Annotated in this window: 23 protein-coding genes; 3 read left to right on the top strand and 20 right to left on the bottom strand. The window is 40.9% G+C overall.

Annotation, left to right across the window (positions count from 1 at the left end):
- Nucleotides 1–75: 75 nt before the first annotated feature.
- Genes MHH89_RS05860 through MHH89_RS05850 form a run of 3 tightly spaced genes read right to left on the bottom strand, consistent with a single transcriptional unit; the run spans nt 76 to nt 2,441 of the window.
- Nucleotides 76–405 carry a hypothetical protein gene (locus MHH89_RS05860; RefSeq protein ID WP_076220658.1) on the bottom strand — a complete coding sequence of 110 codons (330 nt, stop codon included), beginning with the start codon at nt 403–405 and terminating at the stop codon, nt 76–78.
- Nucleotides 406–408: 3 nt separating this feature from the next.
- Entirely contained in the window at nt 409–1,275 is an 867-nt protein-coding gene (locus tag MHH89_RS05855) for a hypothetical protein (RefSeq protein ID WP_341086552.1), read from the bottom strand.
- 47 nt (nt 1,276–1,322) lie between these two features.
- Entirely contained in the window at nt 1,323–2,441 is a 1,119-nt protein-coding gene (locus tag MHH89_RS05850; RefSeq protein ID WP_341086550.1) for a hypothetical protein, read from the bottom strand.
- 371 nt (nt 2,442–2,812) lie between these two features.
- Here MHH89_RS05850 and MHH89_RS05845 point away from each other — a divergent pair, with 371 nt between their 5' ends.
- Nucleotides 2,813–2,941: a hypothetical protein gene (locus tag MHH89_RS05845; protein WP_256716452.1), complete on the top strand. Its 129-nt coding sequence runs from the start codon at nt 2,813–2,815 to the stop codon at nt 2,939–2,941.
- 674 nt (nt 2,942–3,615) lie between these two features.
- Here the strand turns inward: MHH89_RS05845 and MHH89_RS05840 are convergent.
- The 14 genes from MHH89_RS05840 to MHH89_RS05775 all read right to left on the bottom strand — a co-directional run bounded on the left by MHH89_RS05840 (nt 3,616) and on the right by MHH89_RS05775 (nt 17,725).
- The gene (locus tag MHH89_RS05840; protein WP_341086548.1) at nt 3,616–4,170 is read right to left on the bottom strand and encodes a hypothetical protein; all 555 of its coding nucleotides are present in this window, start codon (nt 4,168–4,170) and stop codon (nt 3,616–3,618) included.
- Nucleotides 4,167–4,628: a hypothetical protein gene (locus tag MHH89_RS05835; protein ID WP_341086546.1), complete on the bottom strand. Its 462-nt coding sequence runs from the start codon at nt 4,626–4,628 to the stop codon at nt 4,167–4,169. The genes MHH89_RS05840 and MHH89_RS05835 overlap by 4 nt, the downstream gene beginning before the upstream one ends.
- Nucleotides 4,629–4,637: 9 nt before the next feature.
- Nucleotides 4,638–5,159: a hypothetical protein gene (locus tag MHH89_RS05830; protein WP_341086545.1), complete on the bottom strand. Its 522-nt coding sequence runs from the start codon at nt 5,157–5,159 to the stop codon at nt 4,638–4,640.
- Nucleotides 5,111–6,184 (bottom strand): hypothetical protein, encoded by a 1,074-nt coding sequence (locus MHH89_RS05825; protein WP_341086543.1) that lies wholly within the window; start codon nt 6,182–6,184, stop codon nt 5,111–5,113. Before MHH89_RS05825 ends, MHH89_RS05830 begins: the two co-directional genes overlap by 49 nt.
- Before the next feature lie 303 nt (nt 6,185–6,487).
- Entirely contained in the window at nt 6,488–6,808 is a 321-nt protein-coding gene (locus MHH89_RS05820; protein WP_076134909.1) for a hypothetical protein, read from the bottom strand.
- Nucleotides 6,809–6,892: 84 nt separating this feature from the next.
- Nucleotides 6,893–8,113 (bottom strand): GNAT family N-acetyltransferase, encoded by a 1,221-nt coding sequence (locus tag MHH89_RS05815; RefSeq protein ID WP_076309392.1) that lies wholly within the window; start codon nt 8,111–8,113, stop codon nt 6,893–6,895.
- A gap of 94 nt (nt 8,114–8,207) precedes the next feature.
- Nucleotides 8,208–9,575 (bottom strand): Na+/H+ antiporter NhaC, encoded by a 1,368-nt coding sequence (nhaC, locus tag MHH89_RS05810; protein ID WP_076217546.1) that lies wholly within the window; start codon nt 9,573–9,575, stop codon nt 8,208–8,210.
- 223 nt (nt 9,576–9,798) lie between these two features.
- On the bottom strand, nt 9,799–10,425 hold the full coding sequence (locus tag MHH89_RS05805) for an HAD family hydrolase (RefSeq protein WP_076217545.1): 627 nt from the start codon (nt 10,423–10,425) through the stop codon (nt 9,799–9,801).
- A 58-nt stretch (nt 10,426–10,483) separates the two neighbouring features.
- Nucleotides 10,484–11,965 carry a DUF4179 domain-containing protein gene (locus tag MHH89_RS05800; protein WP_076280671.1) on the bottom strand — a complete coding sequence of 494 codons (1,482 nt, stop codon included), beginning with the start codon at nt 11,963–11,965 and terminating at the stop codon, nt 10,484–10,486.
- 17 nt (nt 11,966–11,982) lie between these two features.
- Complete coding sequence (locus tag MHH89_RS05795; RefSeq protein WP_076125874.1) at nt 11,983–12,480, bottom strand: RNA polymerase sigma factor; 498 nt, start codon at nt 12,478–12,480, stop codon at nt 11,983–11,985.
- Between the two features lie 166 nt (nt 12,481–12,646).
- Complete coding sequence (locus tag MHH89_RS05790) at nt 12,647–15,031, bottom strand: polyprenyl synthetase family protein (RefSeq protein ID WP_341086538.1); 2,385 nt, start codon at nt 15,029–15,031, stop codon at nt 12,647–12,649.
- Between the two features lie 76 nt (nt 15,032–15,107).
- Nucleotides 15,108–15,878: a flavodoxin family protein gene (locus MHH89_RS05785; protein WP_076280673.1), complete on the bottom strand. Its 771-nt coding sequence runs from the start codon at nt 15,876–15,878 to the stop codon at nt 15,108–15,110.
- Between the two features lie 165 nt (nt 15,879–16,043).
- Nucleotides 16,044–16,610, bottom strand: coding sequence for an adenylyl-sulfate kinase (gene cysC / locus MHH89_RS05780; protein WP_076190406.1), 567 nt, complete (start codon nt 16,608–16,610; stop codon nt 16,044–16,046).
- Between the two features lie 35 nt (nt 16,611–16,645).
- Nucleotides 16,646–17,725, bottom strand: a complete 1,080-nt coding sequence (locus MHH89_RS05775; protein WP_076125756.1) for a saccharopine dehydrogenase family protein — start codon at nt 17,723–17,725, stop codon at nt 16,646–16,648.
- Between the two features lie 128 nt (nt 17,726–17,853).
- Between MHH89_RS05775 and MHH89_RS05770 the strand changes: the two genes are divergently transcribed.
- Complete coding sequence (locus MHH89_RS05770; RefSeq protein WP_076190407.1) at nt 17,854–18,939, top strand: helix-turn-helix transcriptional regulator; 1,086 nt, start codon at nt 17,854–17,856, stop codon at nt 18,937–18,939.
- A gap of 78 nt (nt 18,940–19,017) precedes the next feature.
- Here the strand turns inward: MHH89_RS05770 and MHH89_RS05765 are convergent, their stop codons facing one another.
- Nucleotides 19,018–20,541 carry an MDR family MFS transporter gene (locus tag MHH89_RS05765; RefSeq protein WP_076217540.1) on the bottom strand — a complete coding sequence of 508 codons (1,524 nt, stop codon included), beginning with the start codon at nt 20,539–20,541 and terminating at the stop codon, nt 19,018–19,020.
- Nucleotides 20,542–20,817: 276 nt separating this feature from the next.
- Here MHH89_RS05765 and MHH89_RS05760 point away from each other — a divergent pair, with 276 nt between their 5' ends.
- Nucleotides 20,818–21,240, top strand: coding sequence for a MarR family winged helix-turn-helix transcriptional regulator (locus MHH89_RS05760; protein ID WP_438269365.1), 423 nt, complete (start codon nt 20,818–20,820; stop codon nt 21,238–21,240).
- 80 nt (nt 21,241–21,320) lie between these two features.
- On the opposite strand, the gene MHH89_RS05755 is transcribed toward MHH89_RS05760, so the two are convergent.
- Nucleotides 21,321–21,662 (bottom strand): DUF1801 domain-containing protein, encoded by a 342-nt coding sequence (locus MHH89_RS05755; protein WP_036677965.1) that lies wholly within the window; start codon nt 21,660–21,662, stop codon nt 21,321–21,323.
- 292 nt (nt 21,663–21,954) lie between these two features.
- Nucleotides 21,955–25,485, bottom strand: a complete 3,531-nt coding sequence (locus tag MHH89_RS05750; RefSeq protein ID WP_076280675.1) for a discoidin domain-containing protein — start codon at nt 25,483–25,485, stop codon at nt 21,955–21,957.
- Between the last annotated feature and the right edge of the window lie 85 nt (nt 25,486–25,570).

Here is a 25,570-nt window from a genome sequence, read left to right as displayed (position 1 = left end):
GAGTTCATTCGGCACTGGGTAGCCCCCACAATATTTACTAAGTATTAAAGAGAACATAGGATTGTGACATCAAAACTATCCTATAAATACAACTGCGTCTTTACGTTGAAATGCATTGGGTAACTTTTCCTTGATTCCTTCTACTCTTTCAAATAATTTGGTTTTCTGTTCTTCTTCTAGATTCTGATCCGCCCACTCTTTTAATTGATCAAGTTCAGCAAGAATACTTGGCAAATCTTCCTCTTCTACATCAACTCCTGTTGAAAAAAGATCTACCCATCTTAATCCTAAGGATTGGATGGCAGGTATCCAACATTCTTTGAAAAAGGATTCCGTAGCAACTGGAAGAAAGAAGTGTTTTTCAAAATCGTTTTGTGGATCAAGGATCATTACACTAATTGCCATCTGTTATTCACCTCCAAAAACAGCACTGAATTTATAATCAGGAAATTCTTTTCTAAGCTGATTCAAACTGTTTTCAACTGCCTGTTTCAATTCAGGTGTATTTCCATCTAATCTGAAAACAAATTCTCGAATATTCTTAATACTATCGAGATCTGGTATTTCTGTCGATCCATTCTTTGTTGCCCGTGTAGAAGTTGCATTTTGAAGTTCATTAATTCGATTTCGAGTTTTTGTCAGTATTTGCTTGTCAGCAAATTGCTGTGGAGTTTGTGCAGGTAAGCCCGTTTTAGGATTAACTCTGTCAAGACCTTGAGCAGACTTGTCCTCGTAAAAAATCTTTTTCACCAGATCAATTTCATCAAATTCACCAAGTGATTCTCCTCTTTGGTTTACAATCTCAACCTCTTTAGCACTTTTAATCTTAGGAACTTCACCCGTCCCCTCAATCTTGCCACCTTTCACATCCCCAAACCCATTCATCTCATTTATATAATGCTCCTGCACAAATGTTTTGGGCAGTGAATTTGAATCCATGGGGATCTTTCCTACACTGAAAGGCACACCTTCTGGCGTGCTTAAAAATGACTTGAATTTCGGGAGTTCAGCCAAGTGACCGGAATTCTGGAGGACTTTATTAAGGTCCTTCACGCCTTCCATCGCTTTAGTAGCAAAATCTTGTACCCCATCGGCCACTTTTCCTACCTTTGTACCCTTAGTCACAGATAGCCCCGGTACCAATACAGAAGCAGCTGCACCCAGCATGGAAGCCTTTTCCTCCGGCGTTCCCTCATTAAAGTTATGATACATCTTCTTCGCTGCTTCTGCCAATACTTCTGGATGTTGCATGATATAAGATGCTGTATCTGCCATTTCCTGTGTCGTCTTCTCCGGGTCAATGACAAAATGGAATGTAAACGTTACTGTATCCACAACACCCATAACGGTTTCCTCGATAAGTGATCCCATAAATGCGCGCGTAACCGCATCCGCTTGTACCACTTTTTTCGCCACTCGGTCATTCCGTAGGTTGATTCCAACCATGAATAATACGCCAGTATTGAATTGGTTTCGTTAGGTTTTAATACATGCGCTTTAAAATAGTTGAGTGTTATCTCATTCTTATTGTTATATGCGGTAATCGGTGTCCCATCTGGCAGCTCCATCGGTGGAATATTTAGTCGTTCCCCTACGAGTTGGCGCTTAGCCCAGGCTCCCTGTTCTCCTGATTCCATCGCCATTCGGAGCATCAGCAGATACGATTCATTCTGAACTAATGCTACGCTGCTGGTAGTAATTGACGGATCATAATCACACGCCTTAACCGCTGGTTTCTTGAAATACCCACTTAGGTCCTTACCTGCTTGGTAATGGACTTCGTCTATGCCTAGATATTTCAGCTTTTGGCGTGCGTCTTCCGCCAGGTTATGCATTGCGTCCATTTGAGTCTTGTTTCCAAACGCTTGATAGACTTTATATGCGGTCTGCGCTTTTGCAATTTGATCCCGTGCCTGGTAGATATCCTTCAGCTTGCTATGGGCTGCAATAGAGTCGACCGTTCCCGGCCCGGAATTCTTAACCGTTGTTTGGAGTTTCTGCACCAAAGGATCGCTATTCAACTCATCCCGTCCCATTAAAGCAGCAACCGAGGTGATCAGTTTCGTGACCATCTTCTGGGCATACGTTGGGATCGGAAACTGCCCACTTGCACTGCCTCCCCCAAGTTTTCCGAACATCCCTCCAAGAGTGCTAAACTGCTGAAAAAGTTGATTAGCCTGCCTCTTGTTCTCATCCTGTGCGCCTTGAACACCTTTTAGTGCAAGACGAATAATATCTTCAAGCTTTTCAGCTTCTACCGTCAGTTCATTGATAAGCGTCTGAGCTCGTATCAAATCTGAACCTAGCGGAATACCACCCCAGTTATTGGTCTGACCTCTCAGCTGCAAGTACAGCTTATTGGTATCTTGGCTTACCAGTCTGATTTTTGTCTGCAGGCGTTCGACTTCATCTTCTTTAAATACCATTTTGTCCAATGCCATTTATGACCTCCAGTTCTTACACTTAGACCATCCAATGCACTACTTTTTTCGACCCCTCAGGTCTTTATGTACTACTTCATATTTAAAAACTTAAGTATTTGGAGCGCACACCTAACCTATATATCGGCGTAACTTCCCATTATTTTACTTTAAATCCTTTCTTTTAATTTTTAATTCTAATCACTGCTGTAAGAATAAGTAGACAACAAAAAAACAGGTTGATTATAGTAGTAGCTCCCTATAATCAACCTGTTTTACAGAACGCATATGATTAATTCTTGTATCTGATGCTTTATATTATTCAATTAATATTGTTAGAAATTCTTCGTAGAACTTAAAATGAAAATAATAGAAGGGTTGGGGAAACACATGTGACTTTGACAAAACAACAAGTGCGGGAGTTTATCAAGGAGAGTAATTTGGTTTCTGCAAATAATGAGCAGAATGCCTTAAAGGATCTATTTAAAGAAACGATTCAGGAGATGTTAGAAGTCATTTAGGCTATGGCAAGCATGAATTCAGGGCGAAGCTCACACCAAATAGTCTCAACGGAAGGAGTCGGAAAACGTTAGTCAGTGAGTAGAGCAGGAAATCGTTATCCCTCGAGACTGTCTATGGTAGTTTGAGCCTTTTGTCGTTAAAAAGCATCCATCGCACAAAACGTGATCGAAGAACAAATTAGTTACCTTACCTGTTAATGTTGACTGGTCGTCACCATACTTCTTTCCTGCATCGTAATCATCGTTACATGTGTTCGTTAAGTTACGGACAAAGTCCTATTCTTTGCATTTCACCTTTACTATAGTTGTCGTGCTATCTATCTTGAAAGGTGCGATTCCGTCTTCCTCTCTCTCACTATCACCACAGGGTAATCTACAGTTGCGAGTAAATTTGAATAAAGCGCAAGAAAGCGAACATAACAAAAAACAGGTCAATCATGGTGGTATCTGACCATAATCGACCTGTTCGATGTAACGGAATAGCGTTATTTAGGTTATAAAATTAAAGCATCTTATGTGCGTACAACCGAAATGGAGAAATCTTTATACGGGTATTACATGGGTTATATGTGTTATTGGTTGAATGATGGGTTCATTCGTCACTGGATAGCCTCCAAGTAAATATACAATATAATAAATTTACACAAACCATTTTAAAGTCCCCCAACTCCACGTCAAGACTGCAGATAACTACTAATCAAATCTTCTATTTGATTAACACTTTTAATGTCAGGCTCGACTATCATTAGTTTTATAATTATCTCAGTTACTTTTGAGAATGACAATTTGCTTGAGCCCACCTCTCCGTGAGCACCAATATAAAATTCTAAATCGCCACTAGAGAATTGAGATATCTCTTCTTCAATGACTTTTTTTGCAGTACTTAAAACGGCTTCAGCATACTCAGTTGGAATTCCAACGAAAACATTATCCGATTTCATTGCAATATGGTCATTTAATAATTCATCTTCATCCAAACTAACATCAACACTAATATTTACTCTTTTTTCTTTATTAGGGATAAATTTAACACCTAAGAACGCATAGTTACTCATGTCACGTCGAGAAAGTAAAAGTTCTAGGGCTAAACTAGAAGGTTTAATATGAATACTTTGTTTTAATTCAACCGAAGTCGTTAATTTATCAATTACCTTGTATTTATTATCGGGCAAATCGTTTATCCATATTCTCCCTCGACGATACTGTCCTAAATTATCCAATGCAATCATTCATCTAACCCCCAAAACTTTCTCCAGTTTTTATTAAATATTTCTGGCATTGATTTGATAATATCAGCATGATACACACTAAACCGAGAGACATCATATTTTTGAAGTGCCATCTCATGAGCAGTATCATAATCAATTCCTTTTTTCATCATTGTTGATTCTGAAACCTCATGCATATAAAAACTTGAATCTGCACCTGATATTTTCTTCTTATTAGCTAAAGCATCTTCAAGTCTTTTAATCATAGCTAAATTCTCAGGAAAATCCCCAAAATTTTGTGAAAGATGCTCTTTGACAATGTTTAAACCTTTTTCTGACACATTCAATTCTTTTCCTTCTAATTTACCTAAACCTTGACCAGACTGACCGTTATATGATGAGTTGTATGCACCAGTTTTTCGTACATCTTCACCCGTCCCCTCAATCTTACCACCTTTCACATCCCCAAACCCATTCATCTCATTTATTTAATGCTCCTGCACAAATGTTTTGGGCAGTGAATTTGAATCCATGGGGATCTTTCCTACACTGAAAGGCACACCTTCTGGCGTGCTTAAAAATGACTTGAATTTCAGGAGTTCAGCCAAGTGACCGGAATTCTGAAGGACTTTATTAAGGTCTTTCACGCCTTCCATCGCTTTAGTGGTAAAATCTTGTACCCCATCGGCCACTTTTCCTACCTTTGTACCCTTAGTCACAGATAGCCCCGGTACCAATACAGAAGCAGCTGCACCCAGCATGGAAGCCTTTTCCTCCGGCGTTCCCTCATTAAAGTTATGATACATCTTCTTCGCTGCTTCTGCCAATACTTCTGGATGTTGCATGAGATAAGATGCTGTATCTGCCATTTCCTGTGTCGTCTTCTCCGGGTCTATGACAAAATGGAATGTAAACGTCACTGTATCCACAACACCCATAACGGTTTCCTCGATAAGAGATCCTACAAATGCCCGCGTAACCGCATCCGCTTGTACCACTTTTTTCGCCACTCGGTCATTCCGTAGGTTGATTCCAACCATGAATAATACGCCAGTATTGAATTGGTTTCGTTAGGTTTTAATACATGCGCTTTAAAATAGTTGAGTGTTATCTCATTCTTATTGTTATATGCGGTAATCGGTGTCCCATCTGGCAGCTCCATCGGTGGAATATTTAGTCGTTCCCCTACGAGTTGGCGCTTAGCCCAGGCTCCCTGTTCTCCTGATTCCATCGCCATTCGGATCATCAGCAGATACGATTCATTCTGAACTAATGCTACGCTGCTGGTAGTAATCGACGGATCATAATCACACGCCATAACCATTGGCTTCTTGAAATAACCGCTTAGGTCCTTACCTGCTTGGTAATGGACTTCGTCTATGCCTAGATATTTCAGCTTTTGGCGTGCGTCTTCCGCCAGGTTATGCATTGCGTCCATTTGAGTCTTGTTTCCAAACGCTTGATAGACTTTATATGCGGTCTGCGCTTTTGCAATTTGATCCCGTGCCTGGTAGATATCCTTCAGCTTGCTATGGGCTGTAATGGAGTCGATCGTTCCCAATCTGGAATTCTTAACCGTTGTTTGGAGTTTCTGCACCAAAGGATCGCTATTCAACTCATCCCGCCCCATTAAAGCGGCAACCGAGGTGATCAGATTCGTGACCATCTTTTGGGCATACGTTGGGATCGGAAACTGCCCACTTGCATTGCCTCCCCCAAGTTTTCCGAACACCCCTCCAAGAGTACTAAATTGCTGAAAAAGTTGATCAGCCTGCCTCTTGTTCTCATCCTGTGCACTTTGAATACCTTTTACTGCAAGACGAATAATATCTTCAAGCTTTTCAGCTTCTACCGTGAGTTCATTGATAAGCGTCTGAGCTCGTATCAAATCTGAACCTAGCGGAATACCACCCCAGTTATTGGTCTGACCTCTCAGCTGCAAGTACAGCCGGTTGGTATCTTGGCTTACCAGTCTGATTTTTGTCTGCAGGCGTTCGACTTCATCTTCTTTAAATACCATTTTGTCCAATGCCATTTATGACCTCCAGTTCTTACACTTAGACCATCCAATGCACTACTTTTTTCGACCCCTCAGGTCTTTATGTACTACTTCATCTTTAAAAACTTAAGTATTTGGAGCACACACCAATATATCGGCTTAACTTCCCATTATTTTACTTTAAATCCTTTCTTTTATTTTTTATTCTAATCACTGCTGTAAGAATAAGTAGACAGCAAAAAAACAGGTTGATTATAGTAGTAGCTCCCTATAATTAACCTGTTAACTGAACGCTATAGCGTTATTTACGTTATTCTTTTCTAGCGTCTAAATGATCGATTATCCTTTAGTAGGATCACTGGTCACTATAGATGCATTTACCTGGAGTTTTTTTAACGAGTTTTTCTTTGCTGTTAATTCTTTGGAAAGATCAGCTTGCAGTCGATTCATGTTCTTAATCTCATCGTTAAGCTTTTTGATTCGCGTCATTTTACTGCTCAAATCTGTGTGAGACTTGCTAAATTTCATATCCTGTTCTAATTGATTAATTTTGAATTTGGATTTTTCTTTTTTGTTCTTCACGTTTTTGAGCTTGCTCTCTACCTCTATGATTTCTTGTTCTAACCTTTGGATCATTGGTTTGGTGAAATTAATCGCCATTCTTACACCCCATATCATTTAGTGTTGCCGAGAATCAATTCTACTATAAAAGTACAAAAAAGCACACTCATTAGAGTATGCTTTTTAAAAATAATCAGAGAAATAAGGATGTTCTGGCCTGATTAACCCTTCCAGGAATTGAACTGTAGCTTCATCTGCCTGGATCCGACCGATCCTAGCCAAATAGGTAGGTCGCTTATAGCCCATTAACATCGTGGTTAAAGTAGGAATGTCAATCAACAAGGAAGGGTTAGTCCCTCCTGCGTGCAAAACACCTGTTCCATCTTTATCCACATTAAGTGTAAATGTACCCCGGTTCCATTCCAGCATCGGATCACTCAAGGTGAAGATAAGGCAACCATCTTTATCCTGTTTTTTAAACGGATACTGTTCGATAAATAATTGCACATCCACTATCCGGGCCATAAAATAAGGAGCAATGGTTTCCTTGATGTCACCATCATCTAAAACGAAGAAAAGCGGCTCCCCTTTATAAATATCCCCTTTGACAAGAGTAATCATCGAAAAATGTGCACTTATAAAGTTCCATAATCCCACGCGAGCTTCTTCGTTAATATATACCATTTCTTTGATGTAAAAGATCTCCTCAGCAACCCAATACAACAAATACCCTGTGGGCAAATCTTCATTGTTATAGTAGATGCCCACTGTCATTTCATCCAGATCCCAGCGTAAATATTCTTCCCAAGCCAACTTATTTCGAAGCATAGCTCCATGATGCTGCATGGAGAACTGATCATATATCTCCTTGATATCTGGATGTTCAATAGTTACCCGCTCCACGTTCCCAGGAACTTTTTTAGTTTTCGGCAACTGGGTATCCGGAACTTCAAATGAGATTTTATCGGTAATGATCTCCCAGCCTTTCCGCCTATAATACGGAATAGAATACGGAAATAGATAAGAAATTGATTGCTTGCGGCCCCGCATTTTAGTTAATGCATGCAACATCAGCTTATTCATTAAACCTAAATTAGCATATTCGGGATAGGTTCCAACACCCGTCAGGCCACCCATCTCATAAATTCGCCCAAAAATATTTACTTGAAATGGGTATACTGCTAACTGTGAAATCAATTTATCACCATCAAACCAACCGACCACATCAGCATACTTTAGAACTGGCAGCTTCGCTTGGGTGATTTCACGATTTTCCCAACCAAAGATTTGTAAATCACGATTCGTCACTTGAAATACATAACGTAATAAATTATTAAATTGCTCTGCATGTTTAGTCTCGACATTTGCTAACCTGATTCTATCCTGCAACTTATTGCGACTCACTAGCAATACCCCCGCTGAATTCCCCAGATATAAATCAGAAATCACTCTTATTATTCTTTATATCCGTTCAATAAATACATTCTTTCAGAGAAGGTTAGCCTAGCGTATTCTTTTGCAGCTGCGGGATCAAAGCATACGCAAACGTGATGAATGGGCTTAACCACAGAAGGGTGGCATAAGGTATATATTCAATTACCGGCACACCTAGTGTAGCAGCGAAAAAAGCACCGCTAACTCCCCAAGGAATTAAAGGATTAACAAGGGTTCCACAATCCTCTAACGTACGGGATAGTGTCTTTGCTGGAATGCCTCGGCGATTATATTCATCTTTGAACATTTGACCAGGCAACAAAATAGAAAGATACTGTTCACCAGTCATCCCATTAACCGCAATGGATGATGCGCCGCTCATAAGCACGATACTGCTTTTACGTTTGAGGGGTTGAATGATTTTGCGAAAAAAAGCCTCTATGACACCACAATGTTGTATTAGCCCGCCTAATGATAAAGCAATCAAGATAAGTGAAACGGAACTCATCATTGATTGCATTCCACCTCGGTTAACGATAGAAGCAACGGTTTCATTGGCAATAGTACTTTCGTATCCATTCTGCATCACACTGAACCAGACACCGATTTCTGCCTGCTGCTGAATAATAGCGGTCACTAGAAGACCAGTAACAATACCAACTATCAGTGTAGGAAGGATTGGGATTCGTTTGATTGAGCAAATAATAACGGCAAGTGGTGAGATCAACGTTAACCAGTGGATATGAAATCCATCTTGTAGAGCAAACTTAATCCCTTGAATCGACGATAAATCAATCGCATCGGCTTTTGGTGCGAACAAGAAAAAGACAGTAGTTATAATAAGCGCTGGAATCGTTGTGTACATCATATTACGAATATGTGTGAACAAGGATATACCTACCACTGCAGGTGCAAAATTCGTCGTATCGGATAAGGGTGACATTTTATCACCAAAACAAGCTCCGCAAATGATCGCTCCAGCAGCAAGTGTGGGAGAAATCCCTGTCGTCAAAGCAATACCCATCAAAGCTACGCCGATCGTGCTAACGGTGGTGAATGAGCTTCCAGTAAACATAGAGACGACAATTGTGACATATAACGCGCTTACTGCAAAGTAGTTCGGATTAATATAATCCATACCATAAAATAAAAGTGTAGGCACCGTACCACTCATCATCCATACAGCGATCAATATTCCGATCAACATGAGGATAAGAATGGGCATTATAGCTGTTTGGATGCCTTTAATGATAGCTGCCTCAATATCTTTCCATGACACGCCAAATAAACCCAATAAGACTGCTGTGCCAACTGTGGTTGCGAGAAGAGGGATATGAGGTTCTGCTTTTAATAGGAAAATAGATACAAAAAGAAGTGCGAAAATAAAAGCGATGATAATCATACTTTTTGAAAAACTAAGCTGACGGTCCATAACGATAGTGCTCCTTAACATTGTGATTGGGATAAAATTCGGAGATTGCGGTGCTTCCTTACTTTTAAGCTTTTAAGCTTTTAGGCTTTTGGGCAATGAAGCACAGAGGTAATATTAACGATAAGATAGAGAAGAGTCAATGTTAAGAACATACAATGAAGGTTTTTCCATTAAAAAAACAGAGGGCAAAATGCCGCTCTGCTATATATTCACCCTATTCACTTTACAATTGCAGCTTTAAAATATCCTGCGGAGTTTCAAATTTATATTTCGCGGGAATATGCTCATGCTGCTTGCATCCCCATAAAGCTAATCCAAAATCGACACCAGCATCTCTTGCACATTCATAATCATAGATCGTGTCCCCTATGTAAATAGATGATTCAGGGTTTGCTTTTGATACTCTAATAAATTCTAGCAAGGGGTCTGGATGTGGCTTATGCTTTGCTGTATCTTCTGCGATAACGGTATATGATAAATATTTAGTTAAGCCAAATGGAACGAAATCGTCATTTAGCTCATCTCTTGTCTTGGAAGTCACAATTCCTTGAACGATCCCTTTTGACTGTAATGAACTCATTACATCTACAATTCCGTCAAAGATGTTAATAGTATCATAGAAATCTTTCATGAAAACATTCCATCTCTCATTGCCCTCATGAATATCTTCGATCCCAAGTTGTGGTAATGAAGCTGAACCGGGAATACCTAACACAAAATAGAGCTCTGACAATTCATACTCTCTGTTATGATCCACCTTTAACATCTTTTGCAGAGAACTCAGAACAGCGATTTCTGTATCAATTAAGGTTCCATCCACATCAAAGATTACAGTGTTATATTTACGCATAACTACCTCCTATAGGATTACAACAAATACAAGATTATTAATCGTTAAGCTTAATCTATTACTTAGAAAATAACTCTACGGCTTGCGTATCCATAATCGGATTAATATATTTCTCTAGCGTAATCGTTAGGGGTTGAGGATAATCTTTCGCTCCCTTTCCAAAAGTATAACGCATTTCATCCACGGCTGTACCCTCCTTTGAAGTCATGTAGCCACCGAAGTTTCCTGCCGAAGTTGTTTTGATTGCTCTTTTATGCACATTTCCTTCCGCATCAGTAAAAGTCTCAGCAAGTCTAGTGTAGTATTTTAAATATTCGGCATCAGTAATTGTATGCCGCAACAAGATCTCTCCTTCATCTGCATAATTCTCTTGCGTTGGAACAACAAGCTCAAGGCCACTTCCCGGTGCTTCAATGATTTGCTGCTTATTGAGATCGACAACAATTTTCATTTTATTCTTTTCCACTGCCGAGATACCAAAGGTTTTTAATGAAACGGTGTCTGGCTGACGGTTTAGACTGCTCTGGCTGTTCCTGAACACCAGTGTAAACTTGGTGTTGTCCGAATAGACTTCAGAATTGTCAGAGTTGATGATGTCGGGGTAAAATAATTTTTCGGTAGCTCCCCCATTTGTACTAATCAGAACTGGATTAATCAATTGGAAAATTTGTTTATCATTGTTCAGATCATACTCCAAATCTACATAGGTACTAAGCGGTGTATATTGCACTAGATTCACTTTAATCTTTTGCCCGTCAACTGTCAGCGTTTTATCCGTTTTTAGAATTCTTTCCTGTGCTTTGAGCATATCAGGATTAAGTTCGAAAGCAACATCCAGATTAGTCCGGTACTTATTACTACTGGATTGTAGCGCCTTATCTGAAGTTTCAGTGAGAATGACATTATAGTTTACTTCCTTTGGATATTTAACCGTTGGTGAAAGACTAGTAGTGTATATAAAATCCTTAGACTGGCCTGGTTGAATTCGGTTATCGCTGGCAAGCATACTTAGTGCAGCACCTTTATGTAGATTCGACTCCTGTATGCCTTCATATTGAAGCGCAAAATTCGCATGTATAACTTCTTTGTCTGTATTGTTCTGAACACTGTATAGAATATACACCTTCCTTCCATCTGTTACTGCACCAGTTACATCCACTCGGTACCCCTTGTTTTCCGCGCTCTGACCCACCGGCATCACGAGATTCTCTTCCAGAGCACTAGCAAGCGCTGGTTCTAACCTTGAAAATGAACGATAAGCTGCAAAATCATCTGTATTTTTAGGGCTGGCGGTTTGAACTGAAGGTTCAGCCACTTCCTTGGCCGGTAACCCGATTGAAGAGTATGTAAATAAAAGGGCTGCGGCTGCAGCTGCGATCACTCCCAAACCTGCGGTATAAACGCGGCGTTTCTCACGTTTTTTTCCTTCCATAATTCCCTTTCGCATCGCGTTATAAATTTTCATTTCCTGTAAAGTTTCAGTATTCTGATTCATTTCATCAACATTTTTCTGCAAAATACGATCTTCTTTATCTGTCACTCCGTTCACCTCCCATATCACTTCAGCACATTACGAAGCTGTTTAAGTCCCTCGCGTAACCAGGTTTTGATTGTACCTTCAGGTTTTTTTAGCACTTTTGCGATTTCGATTGTAGTCATGTCATTGTAATATTTAAGAAGTACCACATGCCGATATTTGGGCTTTAATCGGTTCAGAGCACGTTCCAGATCAATCCGGTCGTTACTTTTCATTTCCTGAGTTGCAACCTCTGCCAGCTTCTCCGTAGGAATCACTCGTTTTTTTCGTCGTAGTTCATCCATACAGCAATTGATCGTAATTCGAATCAACCAAGGTGTAAATGACTGTTCATCTTTAAGCTTCTTACGTTTCATCCAGGCTCGACATGAAGCCTCTTGTACAACTTCTAACGCGTCCGCTTCTGTCCGTAGATAACTATAAGCGACGGTGTACATTTTCCGATGCTCCACATACAGGCGTTTAAAGAAAACTTCCTCATCCATTCGGGCAAAATCAACCATTCTGACCTCGTCCATCGTCCTATCCACCACTCACCACACCCCCTCTTTTTTTGTCAGTGTCGGTATTAGGATAAAGTCATCGTTCTGATGTTCTTATAAGTAAGACGGAGTTGAACGTAAAAACGATTGATTTTTTTCATAAAAAAGTGCTGGCAAAGATGCCAACACTCCATTTTCATATTTATCGATCACGATTAACCATATAATTCAATAGATGTTTTAAAAAATTGATATTGCGGGGAATCTCTTTTAGCGCCTCCATGGCAAGACAATAGTGCTCCCACATCTCTTTTCTAGCGCCTTCTGAACCCAGAATGGAGACAAACGTTGCATTGTTATTCTCAACATCCTGCCCTGTGGGCTTACCCAGTAATTGTAAATCCCCTTCCAAGTCGAGTAAATCATCTTTAATCTGAAAAGCAATCCCCGCATGATAAGCAAATTTCTTCAAAGCTTCAATTTCTGTCTCCTTAATCTGTGCGAGAATCGCTGGCATAACTAGTGAAGCTTCGAACGCAATGCCCGTCTTATAGAAACAAATCATATTTAATTGCTCTAGCGTCAATGCTTTCCCTTTAGAATTCAAATCCATCGCTTGCCCCATGCAGGTATCTTCCGCCTTTTGAGCTGAATATTGCATTAAAGCAATTACGGATTTAGCATCGAATGTAGAAAGGGATGCCTGTTCCTCAATCGACTTCTGAATTAGAAAGAGTCCTGTCAATTCCGCCGTTGCGCTATTATACACCTCATGTAGAGTTGAACGGCCTCTTCGAGTGGGGGCATTATCCTGAGAGGGCAGATCATCGAAAATTAAGGATGCAGTATGCATATATTCCAAAGACCTCAAAAGCGGCACAATTGCCGCGCTGTCTAATCCGTATTCGTTCACCCCCATAACCCAAGTCAGAATAGGTCGTATTCGCTTGCCATCACCCTCTAAACTATAATTGGCTGCATCAATTAACATTTCTTTCATAGCTGGTGTCCCAACAGGTTTATTAATTGGCAATTGATTGTTGATTTCACCACGAACCTTTTGAATCGTATTGTGAAAATCCACCTTTTCCTGCTTGTTGTTTTTTAAATTCGTAAGCATTTGATCTCTTAGTAGTTTGTCAAAAAAATCCACATCATCAGCTTTCAACACCATTTGCTGCACGAGACGATTAAATTCGGGTTGACCCGAAGCAAAGATCTCCATAATCTCTTTATACTTTTCAGTGCCCAGACGTTCTTTACAACGCTTCAAACCGTTAATTGCTCGATCTAGAATCACTTCACGGGTTTTGGCATCGGAGTGATATACGGAATGGATTAGATGAGAGATGACGGTCCAGTATAATTCAAAAGGGTTTATCAAATCTGAACGTTGATCACGGTATTTCAGAAAATAGGTATACGGCGTTACCGCTCCCTCTTTCATATCGTCAAACATATCTGCAAAATCATCAGCCAGTTGATTGTAAAGACCATAATAAAAAGTGCGTTGATCAAATCCATCATCTGTAGGTGCACTAATAACGGATCGGACAATTAAACGGGAAGAAGAGGATTTTAAGATAATGGGGATATAAAGCTCTTCATTGGTGTAATTAGCGTTGGAAAGTTCCTTAACACGGTCCAGCTCCTGAGATTGAAAAAACACAAAGGATTGCTCGAAAAATATGTTCTGCATTTCTGGACGTTGATAGCTTTTAATATATTCGAAAGCTTCACTAAGCTCCGAATGTACGTATCGAATGAATTCCATGTTCTCTCCGGACCATTCTCCAAGCTCAGGCACAGATCTAGTAAGGATAGCGTCGCGTATCATGAGGGAAAATTGCTCTTTTTCTTGAACCGTTAAGACACTGGAATCGAGAAGATCATCAATAAAAGGGTAAGTCAGCCCATAAGAATAACCAAGTCTAATGGCTTCACTAAGCTTCTTAGAACGTTCCAAAGGTGGGGTACTCTCCCCCATTTCCTCCATTACATGCAGAATGACCCCGATAATGATCTTAATTAACTTACGCTGCGCTTGTTCGGCATTCATTTCCTGCGGAATATGGGTTGATACGTTCTTTAGCTTGTCGATCACCCAGATGGTGGCGGTCTCGACGCCTTCTTTCTGCGCCCAGCGATATACTCCTGCCAAACTCATAAATTCCGATTGATCTCTTATCGTTGTTGAATCGTCTGGGATCAATTGAGATCTAATGTCAGCAACCATTCGCTGAATCCTGTTTTGTGTATCAGTAGAATCCAAGGCTTTGCCCAGATCCCTCATATATAAATAGGACACGCTGCGATCTAAATAATCATCCAATTTACCGTTAAGATTCAGCCAGCCTATATACCTATGATAATCCTGCGAATCAGGTTTCCTTTTCCCTCTAGAGAAAAATGACAACCATGAGCGGCGATGAATATGATGTTTTTTCCATAATTGAATATCTTCAGTGAGAGTAGATACATAAGTTTTTTCTTTGAACTGCATGTGCAGTGAAACAAAATACTGAGCCGCCCTCTGCTCAGCTAGCGAATAGGCTGAATCGGCATGATCGGTTACATTCACATTCATAGGTGGATTACCTCAACTTCTCTTTTGGTTAATTGTCGGTCATGTTCATATCTTATACGGAGAAGTGTCTTTATGGTTACGAATTCTTCGCCATACGTTTCCCAATAAAGTCAAAGATCAGACCCGCTGTCCTTTTTATAGGACCCAATGAAACAGGATAATAATAACCCGACTCAAACCAGCCTTGTTCTTTGTAATAACGATAATCCTTGGAATGATCATCAAGCATTGTTTTTATACTTGTACGTGACATTCGAAACAGCATTAATCTGAGAAAAGAAGGAACTGGAGTCTTGGGCGACATAAGGTCCTTATAGAATCTTTTGGAGGCTTTCTTTATTTCTCTCGTCATTTTTTTCTGCGCAACTTCTGTTCTTGGCTCCAAAGTAGTCAAGACACAGCCTTTTGTAACTTGAAATCCGAAATTCTCGCCCATATTACTAAGGTATTTCACAATTTTGCTGCCTCCAAAGATCCCCTGATTGACAATAGCCGTGAAGGTTTTCCCGAAGAATCGAGGTCTATGAAATACAAAAGCAAGCCGGTCCAAGAGGTTCTTCATCGGTGCCGATACATGAAATGCATAATTAGGCGTGGCGAAAATAATTCCGTCAGAATGGATCATTTTCTCCATCAATACATCGCGATCATCCTTTAGTGGACAATATTCCTCACCTTTATTGAAACATATCTTGCAGCCCCGGCAATATTCAAGCCGATAATTTTTTAAAAAGACATACTCAAATTCAATATCACCATATGCTTTTAAATTATTGCCAAATTCACAAACCGCTTCAAAGGTCGCATGCTTTTGTTGATTCCCAATAAATGCAGTAACTTTTTTCATTTGAACCCCTCCATATATGCATATTTTGAATAAGATCCATCAATATGAATGAATATTATTTTATTCATTCATATTGTAGCACCTTGATCCCTTTTCTGCGATATAATTCCATTTGAGAATGCAAAAAAAGAAGCCCGACTTGACCAGGCTTCTGTTAACTTCCCTCTATATCTTTTTAGCGTAATTATGTGTAACAAAATCAACTAGCAGATTCACACTGCTCTCCATATCGTAAATCTCTGTGTTAACTGTCAATTCGGCATGTTCAGGGGCTTCATAAATAGCATCAATACCTGTAAACTCACGAATTTCACCTTTTCTAGCTTTCTTATACAGCCCTTTAGGATCACGTTGTTCGCAGGTTTCTAATGAACATTGCACATAAACCTCTGCAAACTCGCCAGACTGAAAACGATATCTAATCGCTTCTCTAGCAGCTGAAGAAGGTGAAATCATCGGGACAAGCACTATAAAGCCTAGTTCCAAAAACATAGATGCTACTTCGGCTGCGCGACGCATGTTTTCTTTACGATCCTCTTCTGAAAAGCCTAAATCAATATTCAAACCTTTCCTTAGCTGGTCGCCGTCGATCACAGCACATCGGATGCCTTGCTTAAACAATTCTTTTTCAGCTTGTTGTGCTAGTGTACTTTTTCCTGAACCTGATAATCCTGTGAACCAAAACACGCCCGCTTTATGACCGTTCAACAGCTCCCAATCTTTTCTATTCATTCTAAGACGCCCCTTTCTATATGATTAATATTATACTAGTTTACCGCAGTCTTGAGAGAAATGGCTGATCCTAATTCCTTCTGTATATACGCTATATCAGTCATCTGCTCAATATGGTAAACTCCACCTGGGGGTGGTGAATCATATAGATGTTTTGCTACTGCCGCTGTTACTTTTGCCGTAATGATAGATTGATTCTTTCCTTGTAATAAAAAATCCGCATGAAGTAATTTACCTTCTGAATTTCTTCCATGTGCTTCAACCTTAATAGCGAACCCATCATCCCCCAAATGCAGCCGCCCCATAACACGAACAATTGAATTCTTCAGCCAGCCTATTTGCAGTAAGCGAACGGCTCCAGTTCTTTTCGTTATTGCCAGTATTTTAGTAACTAGAGCTGAATCAAGACAAAATCGTGTAGAGATAGACGATGATTTCAGTGTTCTGCTAAGTGTCTGTTGATCTGAAAATGGAAAACGGTAAGCATATCGGTTACCCATCTCATCACCAAAATGATACAACCTTCTGTCTGTAAAGCTCTCCACCTCAACCTGGCGATTATCCTGCTTCACTTCGAACTTAGCTGCTAAACTGTCAACTGTCCATTCTAGCGCCGCTTTGCCATGAGAATCACCTAATCCGAGCATAATCGCAATTTCTATCTCCTCAATCTGATCCATCTGCCGCTCTGCTTCAAGGGCCAGGAGATTAGTGATGCCGGGAGCAAGTCCTACGCTTAAGACAGCACTTGACCCATTGTCTTCAGCTTCTCTCTTGTATTTCTCAATTTCATTCAAAAACAAACCGTTCGCAGATACATCCACATAATGAATACCGCTTCGAAACACAGCTCTTATAAAATCCGTATCCGTTTGATCTAAGCACATAATGATTAATTTCACTCGTTCTAACTTATCAGTAGGTAAAGGTTTATTAATATCCAACTGCATCGGCTTAATTTTCCCATCAGTTGCTTGACTGAATTGCTTTGCTTTTACAAGACTTCGCCCTGCAGCATATACTTTTCCAGGATATTTTTTCTCTAAGATTTCACAAATGGTACGCCCTACATGGCCATATCCACCGACGACTACAATATCTTCTTTTCTCTGCATTTTATCACCGCATCCTATATAATAGAAATAATTAAGAACCATTCTCAATTATACGGATATGGTTTACATTCACTATCCCATAAATGTGGGATACCTGTTTTTATACTCCATGACTAGAGGGCTGACCTATGAAAACCATAAGACAACTTAATCATATTAAACAACAAATCATAAGGTTAGGTACTGTTTCTGAATCTTCACATAGCTACCGTACTTCATTACTGTCGATTTTACGCGAGGCTGTACCCTTTGATGCTGCCTGCTGTACCCATGTTGATCCACAGACACTACTCTCGACAGGTGCGGTTACAGAAGATAACGTGGAATCCATTCATCATCACTTGTTCCAGATCGAATACGGTGAAGACGATATTAATCCCTATGAGCAAATGGTTCATAGTAAAGTGCATGTAGCTACTTTATATGAAGCAACCGAAGGGCAGCCAGATTTGAGTGCCCGCTATCAAAAAGTACTGTCTCCGGCAGGATTTGAGGATGAATTACGCGCTGTACTTGTTCATGGAGATGCGTGTTGGGGGTATCTGACACTTTACAGAAAGTCGGGTCAGCCTGTATTTTCACAGGAAGATTGTGTACGGATAGCCTTAATGCTTCCTGAGATTGCCGCAAGAATGCGGGCTTTCAGTCTTGAGTTGCCTGAGAGAAATCAGACTTGGCTGGAAGAAGATTACGGTTCCGGAATTGCCGTCCTTTCTGATCAACTAGTGCTCCTCTCCTCCAACCCTACAGCAGACCGCTGGTTAGAGAAACTTCGTTCATTAGAAAAAATTGATCACCATATCCTACCACGACCAATTCGGGCGGTGAGCACACAAGCAATCAATAGTCCCTCTGAATCTTCGGGGATGGCAAAGTCCTGTATCCGGATGTCAGACGGACCTTATCTAGTGATCCGGGCTAGCCGGCTTCATGCATACGACGGTCAGACGCAAATTGCCATTTCATTCGAGCCTGCACGTCCAGCAGATATGCTTCCTATCATTGCAGAAGCGTATGATCTGACGAAACGGGAACAGCATTTACTTGAAGGAGTAATTCGCGGATTATCTACTAAAGAATTGGCTGCTGAATTACATATTTCTGCTTACACGGTTCAGGATCATTTAAAATCCATTTTTGCTAAAGCAGGTGTCAGTAGCCGTAGAGAGCTTATCTGGCATTTACATTCTCGTTATAGCATTTCAGAGAAATAGGATCGCCGAGCTTCTTATCAAAAAAGCCCAAGCCTTTATTAACAAAGGACTTGGGCTTATTTTTTATCTTTTATTTCCTTAATGCGATGCCGTAAATTCTTCCAGCTCAGTAGCAGGGTCAAACTTCTCCCTGCTCATCACAAATGCTGCCATTAGAGCTATAACTGATGGAATAATCGCCCAAGCAAAGGTATGAACAAGAGAAGAAGATAATCCTTCGGTGATTTTATCAAGAACCTCAGAGGGAATTTTGGCCCGTGTGTCGGGAGTCAAAATTGTACTTGGATCACTTAGATTAACACCTTCTGGTGCCGCGCCTCCCTTACTGAACATGGAAGCTAGTTTATTCGAAAAAATGTGACTTTGAATAATACCAAATACCGTAATGCCAAGTGTCATTCCCAGCTCCCGTGTGAAGCTAAGTGTCGAACTTGCAGAACCCCGTTGTCTTGCTGTAAATCCATGAATCGCTGCATTGCTTAGAACAGAAAATGATGAACCTATGCCAAGACCCACCAGAAACATAAAAATAGTGACCATAAACCGGGAGGAGTCTGGTGTTAGTGTGGTAAGTAGAGCCATACCTGCTACAAGGAGTACTAACGTAGAAATCATGATCGTGCGATAATTAAATTTAGAGAGCAAGAATCCTCCGCCAGCAGCAGTGATAACAGAACCAATCATCATCGGAAGTAGAACAAGCCCCGAATTTGTGGCAGACCCGCCAAGAACCCCTTGAATATAAATTGGAATGTACACCGAGGCTGTAATAAATGCCGCTCCGCTAAATATCGCCATAACATTACTCGTAGAATAGAGACGATTCTTGAACATGCCAAAGGTAATGATTGGCTCTTCTGCACGACGTTCGATAACAATAAAACCAATTAAAAACACAACAAAAGCCATAAACAATCCCAGAATCATTGTCGAGTCCCAAGCATATTTCTTACCCCCGAGCTCAATCGCAAACATGAGACAAAGGATTGAAGCTACAAGTGTAAAAGCCCCAAGATAATCAATTTTTTCTTTGGAATGCTCAACAGATTCTTTGTAGAAAAAAGCGATCATAAAGAATGCAATAACACCAATGGGTAAATTGATATAAAAGACCCAAGACCAATGAATATAATCCGCTATATAAGCGCCAATAAGAGGACCAAAAATACTGGAAATACCATAGGCAGCACCGAATAACCCACCGATTTTCCCCCGTTTTTCTGGGGCCACTACATCGAACATAATCGTGAATGCAATAGGAACGAGTGCCCCTCCACCAATACCCTGAATTGCCCGATAAATACTAAGCTGAACAATAGAATTTGCCGTACCACATAAAGCTGAACCAATCATAAAAACAATAATACCGAAAATAAAAAATCGCTTACGTCCATACATATCCGATAATTTACCGAAAATCGGCATACCCGCCATCTCAGCTATCATATAAGCGGACGTAACCCACATCAATTTGTCAAAGCCGCCAAGGTCACCTACAATGGTTCCCATTGCGGTTGCAAGTATAGTATTATCCATTGATGCCATAAGTGTAGCCAACAATAGAGCTACTATAATAACCCCAACTTTATTTTTCTTTTCCATGCTCCTTTTTCTCCTCCACTTTTCCCAAATGTTTAGTTCTACTCTAATTGTTAAAGGATTGTGCACAGGCTTCATTCCAAACCACGTGATGTTATACCCTTTGCAAATTAGTGAATAATTCGATAAAATCAAGACAATTAATTAGGTGTTCATCAAGCATCTTGTTTATTAATTATCTTGACTATCAAGATATAAACATTTTAAAAGGAGGGTCCTCTTTTGTCAAGAGATCGACACAATCAAGTTACAATTCAGCAGGAAGACTTAACTTTACGCATGCGGGGCCTAGGCAGCCGAACGGTTTTGTATCAGCAAAAAGTAGCAACTTCTCTAGGGTTATACAATAACGATTTTCTATCTATAGATATCCTTCATGAAAAAGGTCCTATCACCGCCGGCGAGCTATCCAAATTAACTGGACTTACTACAGGCAGCATTACCACATTAATTGATCGACTTGAAAAAAACGGCTTTGTTCGCAGAGAACATGATCCCAATGACCGTCGTAAGGTGATCATTGTTCCTTTATATGAGAATAACGAGGTTGGAAATGCCTACCTTCCTTTGCACACTAAGATGGTTAAACTGGCGTCTTCCTTTACTGAGCAGGAGCTTGAGCTTATAACAACATTTTTAGGCAAAGCAAGTACCATCCTGAAAGAGCAGATTCACTATCTCAGCACTACAACGAGTAACTAAGACTGTATAATCGTCAAAAAGGACGATATCCCATGAAGTCAAATGACTTTGAGATATCGTCCTTTTAATATAAGTATGGCTCAAAGAGAAGCTGAAGCTTGAGCAACTAAAGAGACCAATTGTGCAGAATCAAATGTGTCTCCTTTTCGAAGCTTCAGGGTTTTCCTTTCAGGTGGTCCCTCAAATGCTCCCTCTGGAAGCGTTAGCTCGGTTGTATTAAAGATTACAAAGCTGACTGCGTCTTTTGATGTCGAGATGGCCGCAGCGTATTTTCCATTTTTCAAAAAATGAGGTTTCTTATACTGAATACGTTCCTGCACATCCGGTATAGCCTGATGAACAACCTCACGTAGTGAGGTGGACAACTCCACCTGCCATGATTCTTTTAGCGCTTCAATAAAATCGATTACTTCCTGATTCATTTTTCATCTCTCCCTTTAAGTAATTAAATGGTTTGCCTGAATAAGCGCAGTAAGTTGTTTAACAAAATCAGGAGGTCCTTTGAGATCCGACGCATCTGCTATGACGAACATAAGATGATGAAATCAACACATCCGCAAAAGAATTTCAAAAATTTAATAGTTTAAATTCCCCTTATATTAATTTCTTGTTCATGTAGTCATTATCCTTCTGGCAATTTAGAGATATCCAGCTCGTTACAAGCTAAAAAGGGAAAAGCTCCTAAGAGCTTCTCCCTTAACCTCGTACATAAAATTAATGAATCGTTAGATTAAAACCGCTCTGAATATAATTCAGATTCGGATAAGCAATGTTGGAGGTTGTCAGGTTATTAAAGGTTGCAGCACCATTGCCTGTATAGGTGTAAATAGCTGCACCTTTATGTGGACCTGAGAACCGTGAAGTTGTTATTCCATCAAGTCCTGTACCGTTAATATTGATGTTGTTGAACACGATGTTCTCGAATCCACCACCATATCCAAATTGAATCGCATCACGCTGGGTATTAATGATGTCTATGTTATTAAATGTAACGTTCTTGATAGTATCATTTGATGCTTCAAGATCAATTGCGCCACGTTCACCCCCATAAAGATCTTTACTCGTGCCACTGTTAATAATGGTTGTGTCTGAGAAAACTACACCCGTATTATTCTGGAAATGATAACCTGGAAAAACGGTATTCATACGTATGCCGGAACCACCAACTGTATCAATGATATAGTTATGATCAGCCTTATGACCACTTCCTCCAAAGAAAGCAATCGCTGCCGCACGCCAGTTATTCTCAATGGTGTTATACGAGAAGGTATTATTCACACCAGCAGGTGCACCATTTGTGTTACTGGTCCATACTGCAAGACCATCGTCACCATTATTTCGCACACTGCTATTGCGTACAATTGAATTGCTAGTTCCTTGCGAGAAGTTGATGCCGTCTGCAAGATTGTTCCGAATCCGACTGTTTTCAACTACCAGCCCGGTAGCATAAATCGCAGGTGTATGAGCGTAGTCGCCTACCCACATTCCGCATTCAAAATGCTCTACCCAGACATCATGGATAATAGAGTTGGTTCCAAAGTTATCCATAAAACCTTTGTAAATTGCATTTTGTCCATAACGTGAGCGCAAATTAGAATTCATATATACATTACTGAAATCTAGCTTACCTGAAATACGGAGTGAAATACCACCGCCCGCAGCATTAGGATTGGTGAACTGAATATTGGTGTGCCAGAGACCAGCACCAGTAATAGTGAGGTTATTGATCATATTACTAGCAGAACCAATCTCCCACATACTGCTAAGATTAAAGGTTCCTGCTGGAATATAAATAGACTTTCCGCTTGCCACGGCTGCATTTACAGTAGCTTTAAAAGCTGCCAGATCATCTTGTCCGTCGTTTGCCACAGCACCGTAATCTGTTACAGATACGGAGTTAGCTGGGCGGGCAATTGCTGTTGGAACAGATTCAATTTCAAGGAAATCCACACCATATTCCAAGCTATCTCCATTGTTCTTCTGGATTCGAATCTTGTCCCCAGGTTGGAGGGGTGTATCCATCTTCCAGTGAACTTCATCAAAACGGAATAGTGGACGTCCAGCACTAGGTGTATCGCCAGGCATATCACCTGAGAAATACTGCCAGCTGTAGTATGAGGTTAAGGAAACTGTTTTTACTTTCGCTCCATTCACATACACATCCAGTGAACCATTCAATCCCATCCCATCTGCAGAGTCAGGCATTGTAAATCTCATAGTTACACCTGCGCCGCCTTGACCCTGTCTGACCGTCCACTCTAAGTTCGAACCATTCGAAGGAAGAGCTATATAACGCTGGCCAGAAGCTTCAGAAGCGATTAATGCTTGATCAAAGGTTGGCGCCGATTTCAATATCGCGCCACCCCCGAGTGTAGCATCCTCGGTATCATATCGACTATACGGCATGCTTGCACCACGCGCAGCATAGACAACGAGATTAGAAACACTTACATTATTCGCTTGCTTGGCAGCTATCTCATTAGCATCCACTTCAACAGTAGTGGTGACTGTGTAGTTACCATTAATCGCTGTCCAAGTCCCTGGAATCGCTACATTAACTATTGCCCCCGCTGCTAAGGCACCGTTATAAGATCCATTATAGGTTTGAATAGTGGAACCCGCAGAGTTTTTAAGAACAACGCTTATACCATGTGAACCACTTGCAGAGGCAATGGTTCCTTGATTCTTAAGATTTACATTAAACGCTACATTGTTATTAGCAACAGGATTACTTGGTGTCCATGTAACAGTTCCCACTAAGTCAGAGCTGGACACTGGAGCGATAATAAGTGACGCTGGGTTCGTGTAGCTGTTATTCGCTTCATTTTGTTCGATAACTAGGTTGTCTTCATCAACTTTGGCACTAACTGAATACGTTGCGGCAGGCTTAACTCCTGCGGTAAGTGTCATCGATGCTGTTGTCGATGCTCCAGTTGCTAGTACACCTACCGGAGCTGAGCCTACAAGCTCATTATTTAAATAGAAATTAACAGTAGTAGCTGGAGAGCTGGCATTGCCGATATTCTTTACGATTGCGTTCAGCGTAATCGCATTAGACTCAACCGGATTCGTTGGTGACCAGGACATGCCAGTAATCACCAAATCCGGATTCGGAGCTGGAGTACCGTATACTTCAAATTCGGCGATCTGTCCAGCTGGAGCACCCGAGTTGGCAGTAATATTAAGCTGTAGACGTTTGACAGTTGCGGTAACAGGAATGGTTACTGTATTTCCTGAAGCTGGATTAAACGAATACGATTGTGCTGACACCAGATTCCCAAATGTCGTTGTGTTCTGATTGTGACCGAGCACTTGAATCGTTTGGGTACGTGCTCCCCATGCAGCGGCTGGATTTAACTTTAGAACGATGGAGGAAACGTTGTAGTTTGACCCCAGGTCAAGTATCAATGAACTAGGATTACTGCCACCTTCCCAGTATGTGTTGGTGTTGTTGTCATTAGCATTTGCTGCCACAAATGATTGCGTATTAGAGGATGCGGTAATCGATTTGCCAACCGCGATATTACTGCCCGCAACAGGTGTGGCTGTTGGCGTCGGTGTGGCTGTTGGCGTTGGTGTGGCTGTTGGCGTCGGTGTGGCTGTTGGCGTTGGTGTGGCTGTTGGCGTCGGTGTGGCTGTTGGCGTTGGTGTGGCTGTTGGCGTCGGTGTGGCTGTTGGCGTTGGTGTAACTGTTGGCGTTGGTGTGGCTGTTGGCGTCGGTGTTGGTGTACTAGCTCCGTAAATTTCGAACTCAGATATTTGCGCTGCCGGCCAACCCGTATTGCCTGTTACATTCAGGCGTACATAACGAGTGCTGGTTGCTGAAAAATCAATCTTAACGGTGTTCCCTCCTGCTGAAGGATTGAACACATAATCAGCTGAACCAACAATGTCAGTGAATGTAGATCCATTTGTGCTGCCTTGAACGGCGAGTGTTTGTGTACGCATCTCCCAGCCCGTTGGCAGCTTCAATACGATTTGGTCAATACTTGTCTCTGTACCGAGATCTACTTGGATCCATTGCGGAAATGCATTATTGCTGCTTTCCCAATACGTCTCTTGATTGCTGTCTTTCACATTGTTTGGACTATACGTTTGTGATTGACCACTAGCCGTCACAGTTTTGCCCAGCGTCAAATTCGTGCCACCAGAGGCACTAACAATTGTGAACGGACCCGCTGCCAGGTATAAACTTGAGATCAACAGGGTTACTACAAGCGACCATACGACATACTTGTTGCGCATTATAATCCTCCTCTTAATGTAGATACTCACTAACGTGTCGCCTTATCGGAGTGCTCAAATGATAGCGTTTACAATCAAATTCATC

This window comes from Paenibacillus sp. FSL H7-0323, assembly GCF_038002725.1.
GTDB lineage: Bacteria > Bacillota > Bacilli > Paenibacillales > Paenibacillaceae > Paenibacillus_AQ > Paenibacillus_AQ odorifer.
This window is presented reverse-complemented; position numbering and strand designations above follow the sequence as displayed.

Excerpts from the sequence above, each read along its gene's own strand:
- MHH89_RS05860 (WP_076220658.1), bottom strand. The coding sequence starts at position 405 with ATGGCAATTAGTGTAATGATCCTTGATCCACAAAACGATTTTGAAAAA.
- MHH89_RS05855 (WP_341086552.1), bottom strand. The coding sequence starts at position 1,275 with ATGGCAGATACAGCATCTTATATCATGCAACATCCAGAAGTATTGGCA.
- MHH89_RS05850 (WP_341086550.1), bottom strand. The coding sequence starts at position 2,441 with ATGGCATTGGACAAAATGGTATTTAAAGAAGATGAAGTCGAACGCCTG.
- MHH89_RS05840 (WP_341086548.1), bottom strand. The coding sequence starts at position 4,170 with ATGATTGCATTGGATAATTTAGGACAGTATCGTCGAGGGAGAATATGG.
- MHH89_RS05835 (WP_341086546.1), bottom strand. The coding sequence starts at position 4,628 with ATGAATGGGTTTGGGGATGTGAAAGGTGGTAAGATTGAGGGGACGGGT.
- MHH89_RS05825 (WP_341086543.1), bottom strand. The coding sequence starts at position 6,184 with ATGGCATTGGACAAAATGGTATTTAAAGAAGATGAAGTCGAACGCCTG.
- MHH89_RS05820 (WP_076134909.1), bottom strand. The coding sequence starts at position 6,808 with ATGGCGATTAATTTCACCAAACCAATGATCCAAAGGTTAGAACAAGAA.
- nhaC (WP_076217546.1), bottom strand. The coding sequence starts at position 9,575 with ATGGACCGTCAGCTTAGTTTTTCAAAAAGTATGATTATCATCGCTTTT.
- MHH89_RS05805 (WP_076217545.1), bottom strand. The coding sequence starts at position 10,425 with ATGCGTAAATATAACACTGTAATCTTTGATGTGGATGGAACCTTAATT.
- MHH89_RS05795 (WP_076125874.1), bottom strand. The coding sequence starts at position 12,480 with ATGGACGAGGTCAGAATGGTTGATTTTGCCCGAATGGATGAGGAAGTT.
- MHH89_RS05790 (WP_341086538.1), bottom strand. The coding sequence starts at position 15,031 with ATGAATGTGAATGTAACCGATCATGCCGATTCAGCCTATTCGCTAGCT.
- MHH89_RS05785 (WP_076280673.1), bottom strand. The coding sequence starts at position 15,878 with ATGAAAAAAGTTACTGCATTTATTGGGAATCAACAAAAGCATGCGACC.
- cysC (WP_076190406.1), bottom strand. The coding sequence starts at position 16,610 with ATGAATAGAAAAGATTGGGAGCTGTTGAACGGTCATAAAGCGGGCGTG.
- MHH89_RS05775 (WP_076125756.1), bottom strand. The coding sequence starts at position 17,725 with ATGCAGAGAAAAGAAGATATTGTAGTCGTCGGTGGATATGGCCATGTA.
- MHH89_RS05770 (WP_076190407.1), top strand. The coding sequence starts at position 17,854 with ATGAAAACCATAAGACAACTTAATCATATTAAACAACAAATCATAAGG.
- MHH89_RS05765 (WP_076217540.1), bottom strand. The coding sequence starts at position 20,541 with ATGGAAAAGAAAAATAAAGTTGGGGTTATTATAGTAGCTCTATTGTTG.
- MHH89_RS05760 (WP_438269365.1), top strand. The coding sequence starts at position 20,818 with ATGCGGGGCCTAGGCAGCCGAACGGTTTTGTATCAGCAAAAAGTAGCA.
- MHH89_RS05755 (WP_036677965.1), bottom strand. The coding sequence starts at position 21,662 with ATGAATCAGGAAGTAATCGATTTTATTGAAGCGCTAAAAGAATCATGG.
- MHH89_RS05750 (WP_076280675.1), bottom strand. The coding sequence starts at position 25,485 with ATGCGCAACAAGTATGTCGTATGGTCGCTTGTAGTAACCCTGTTGATC.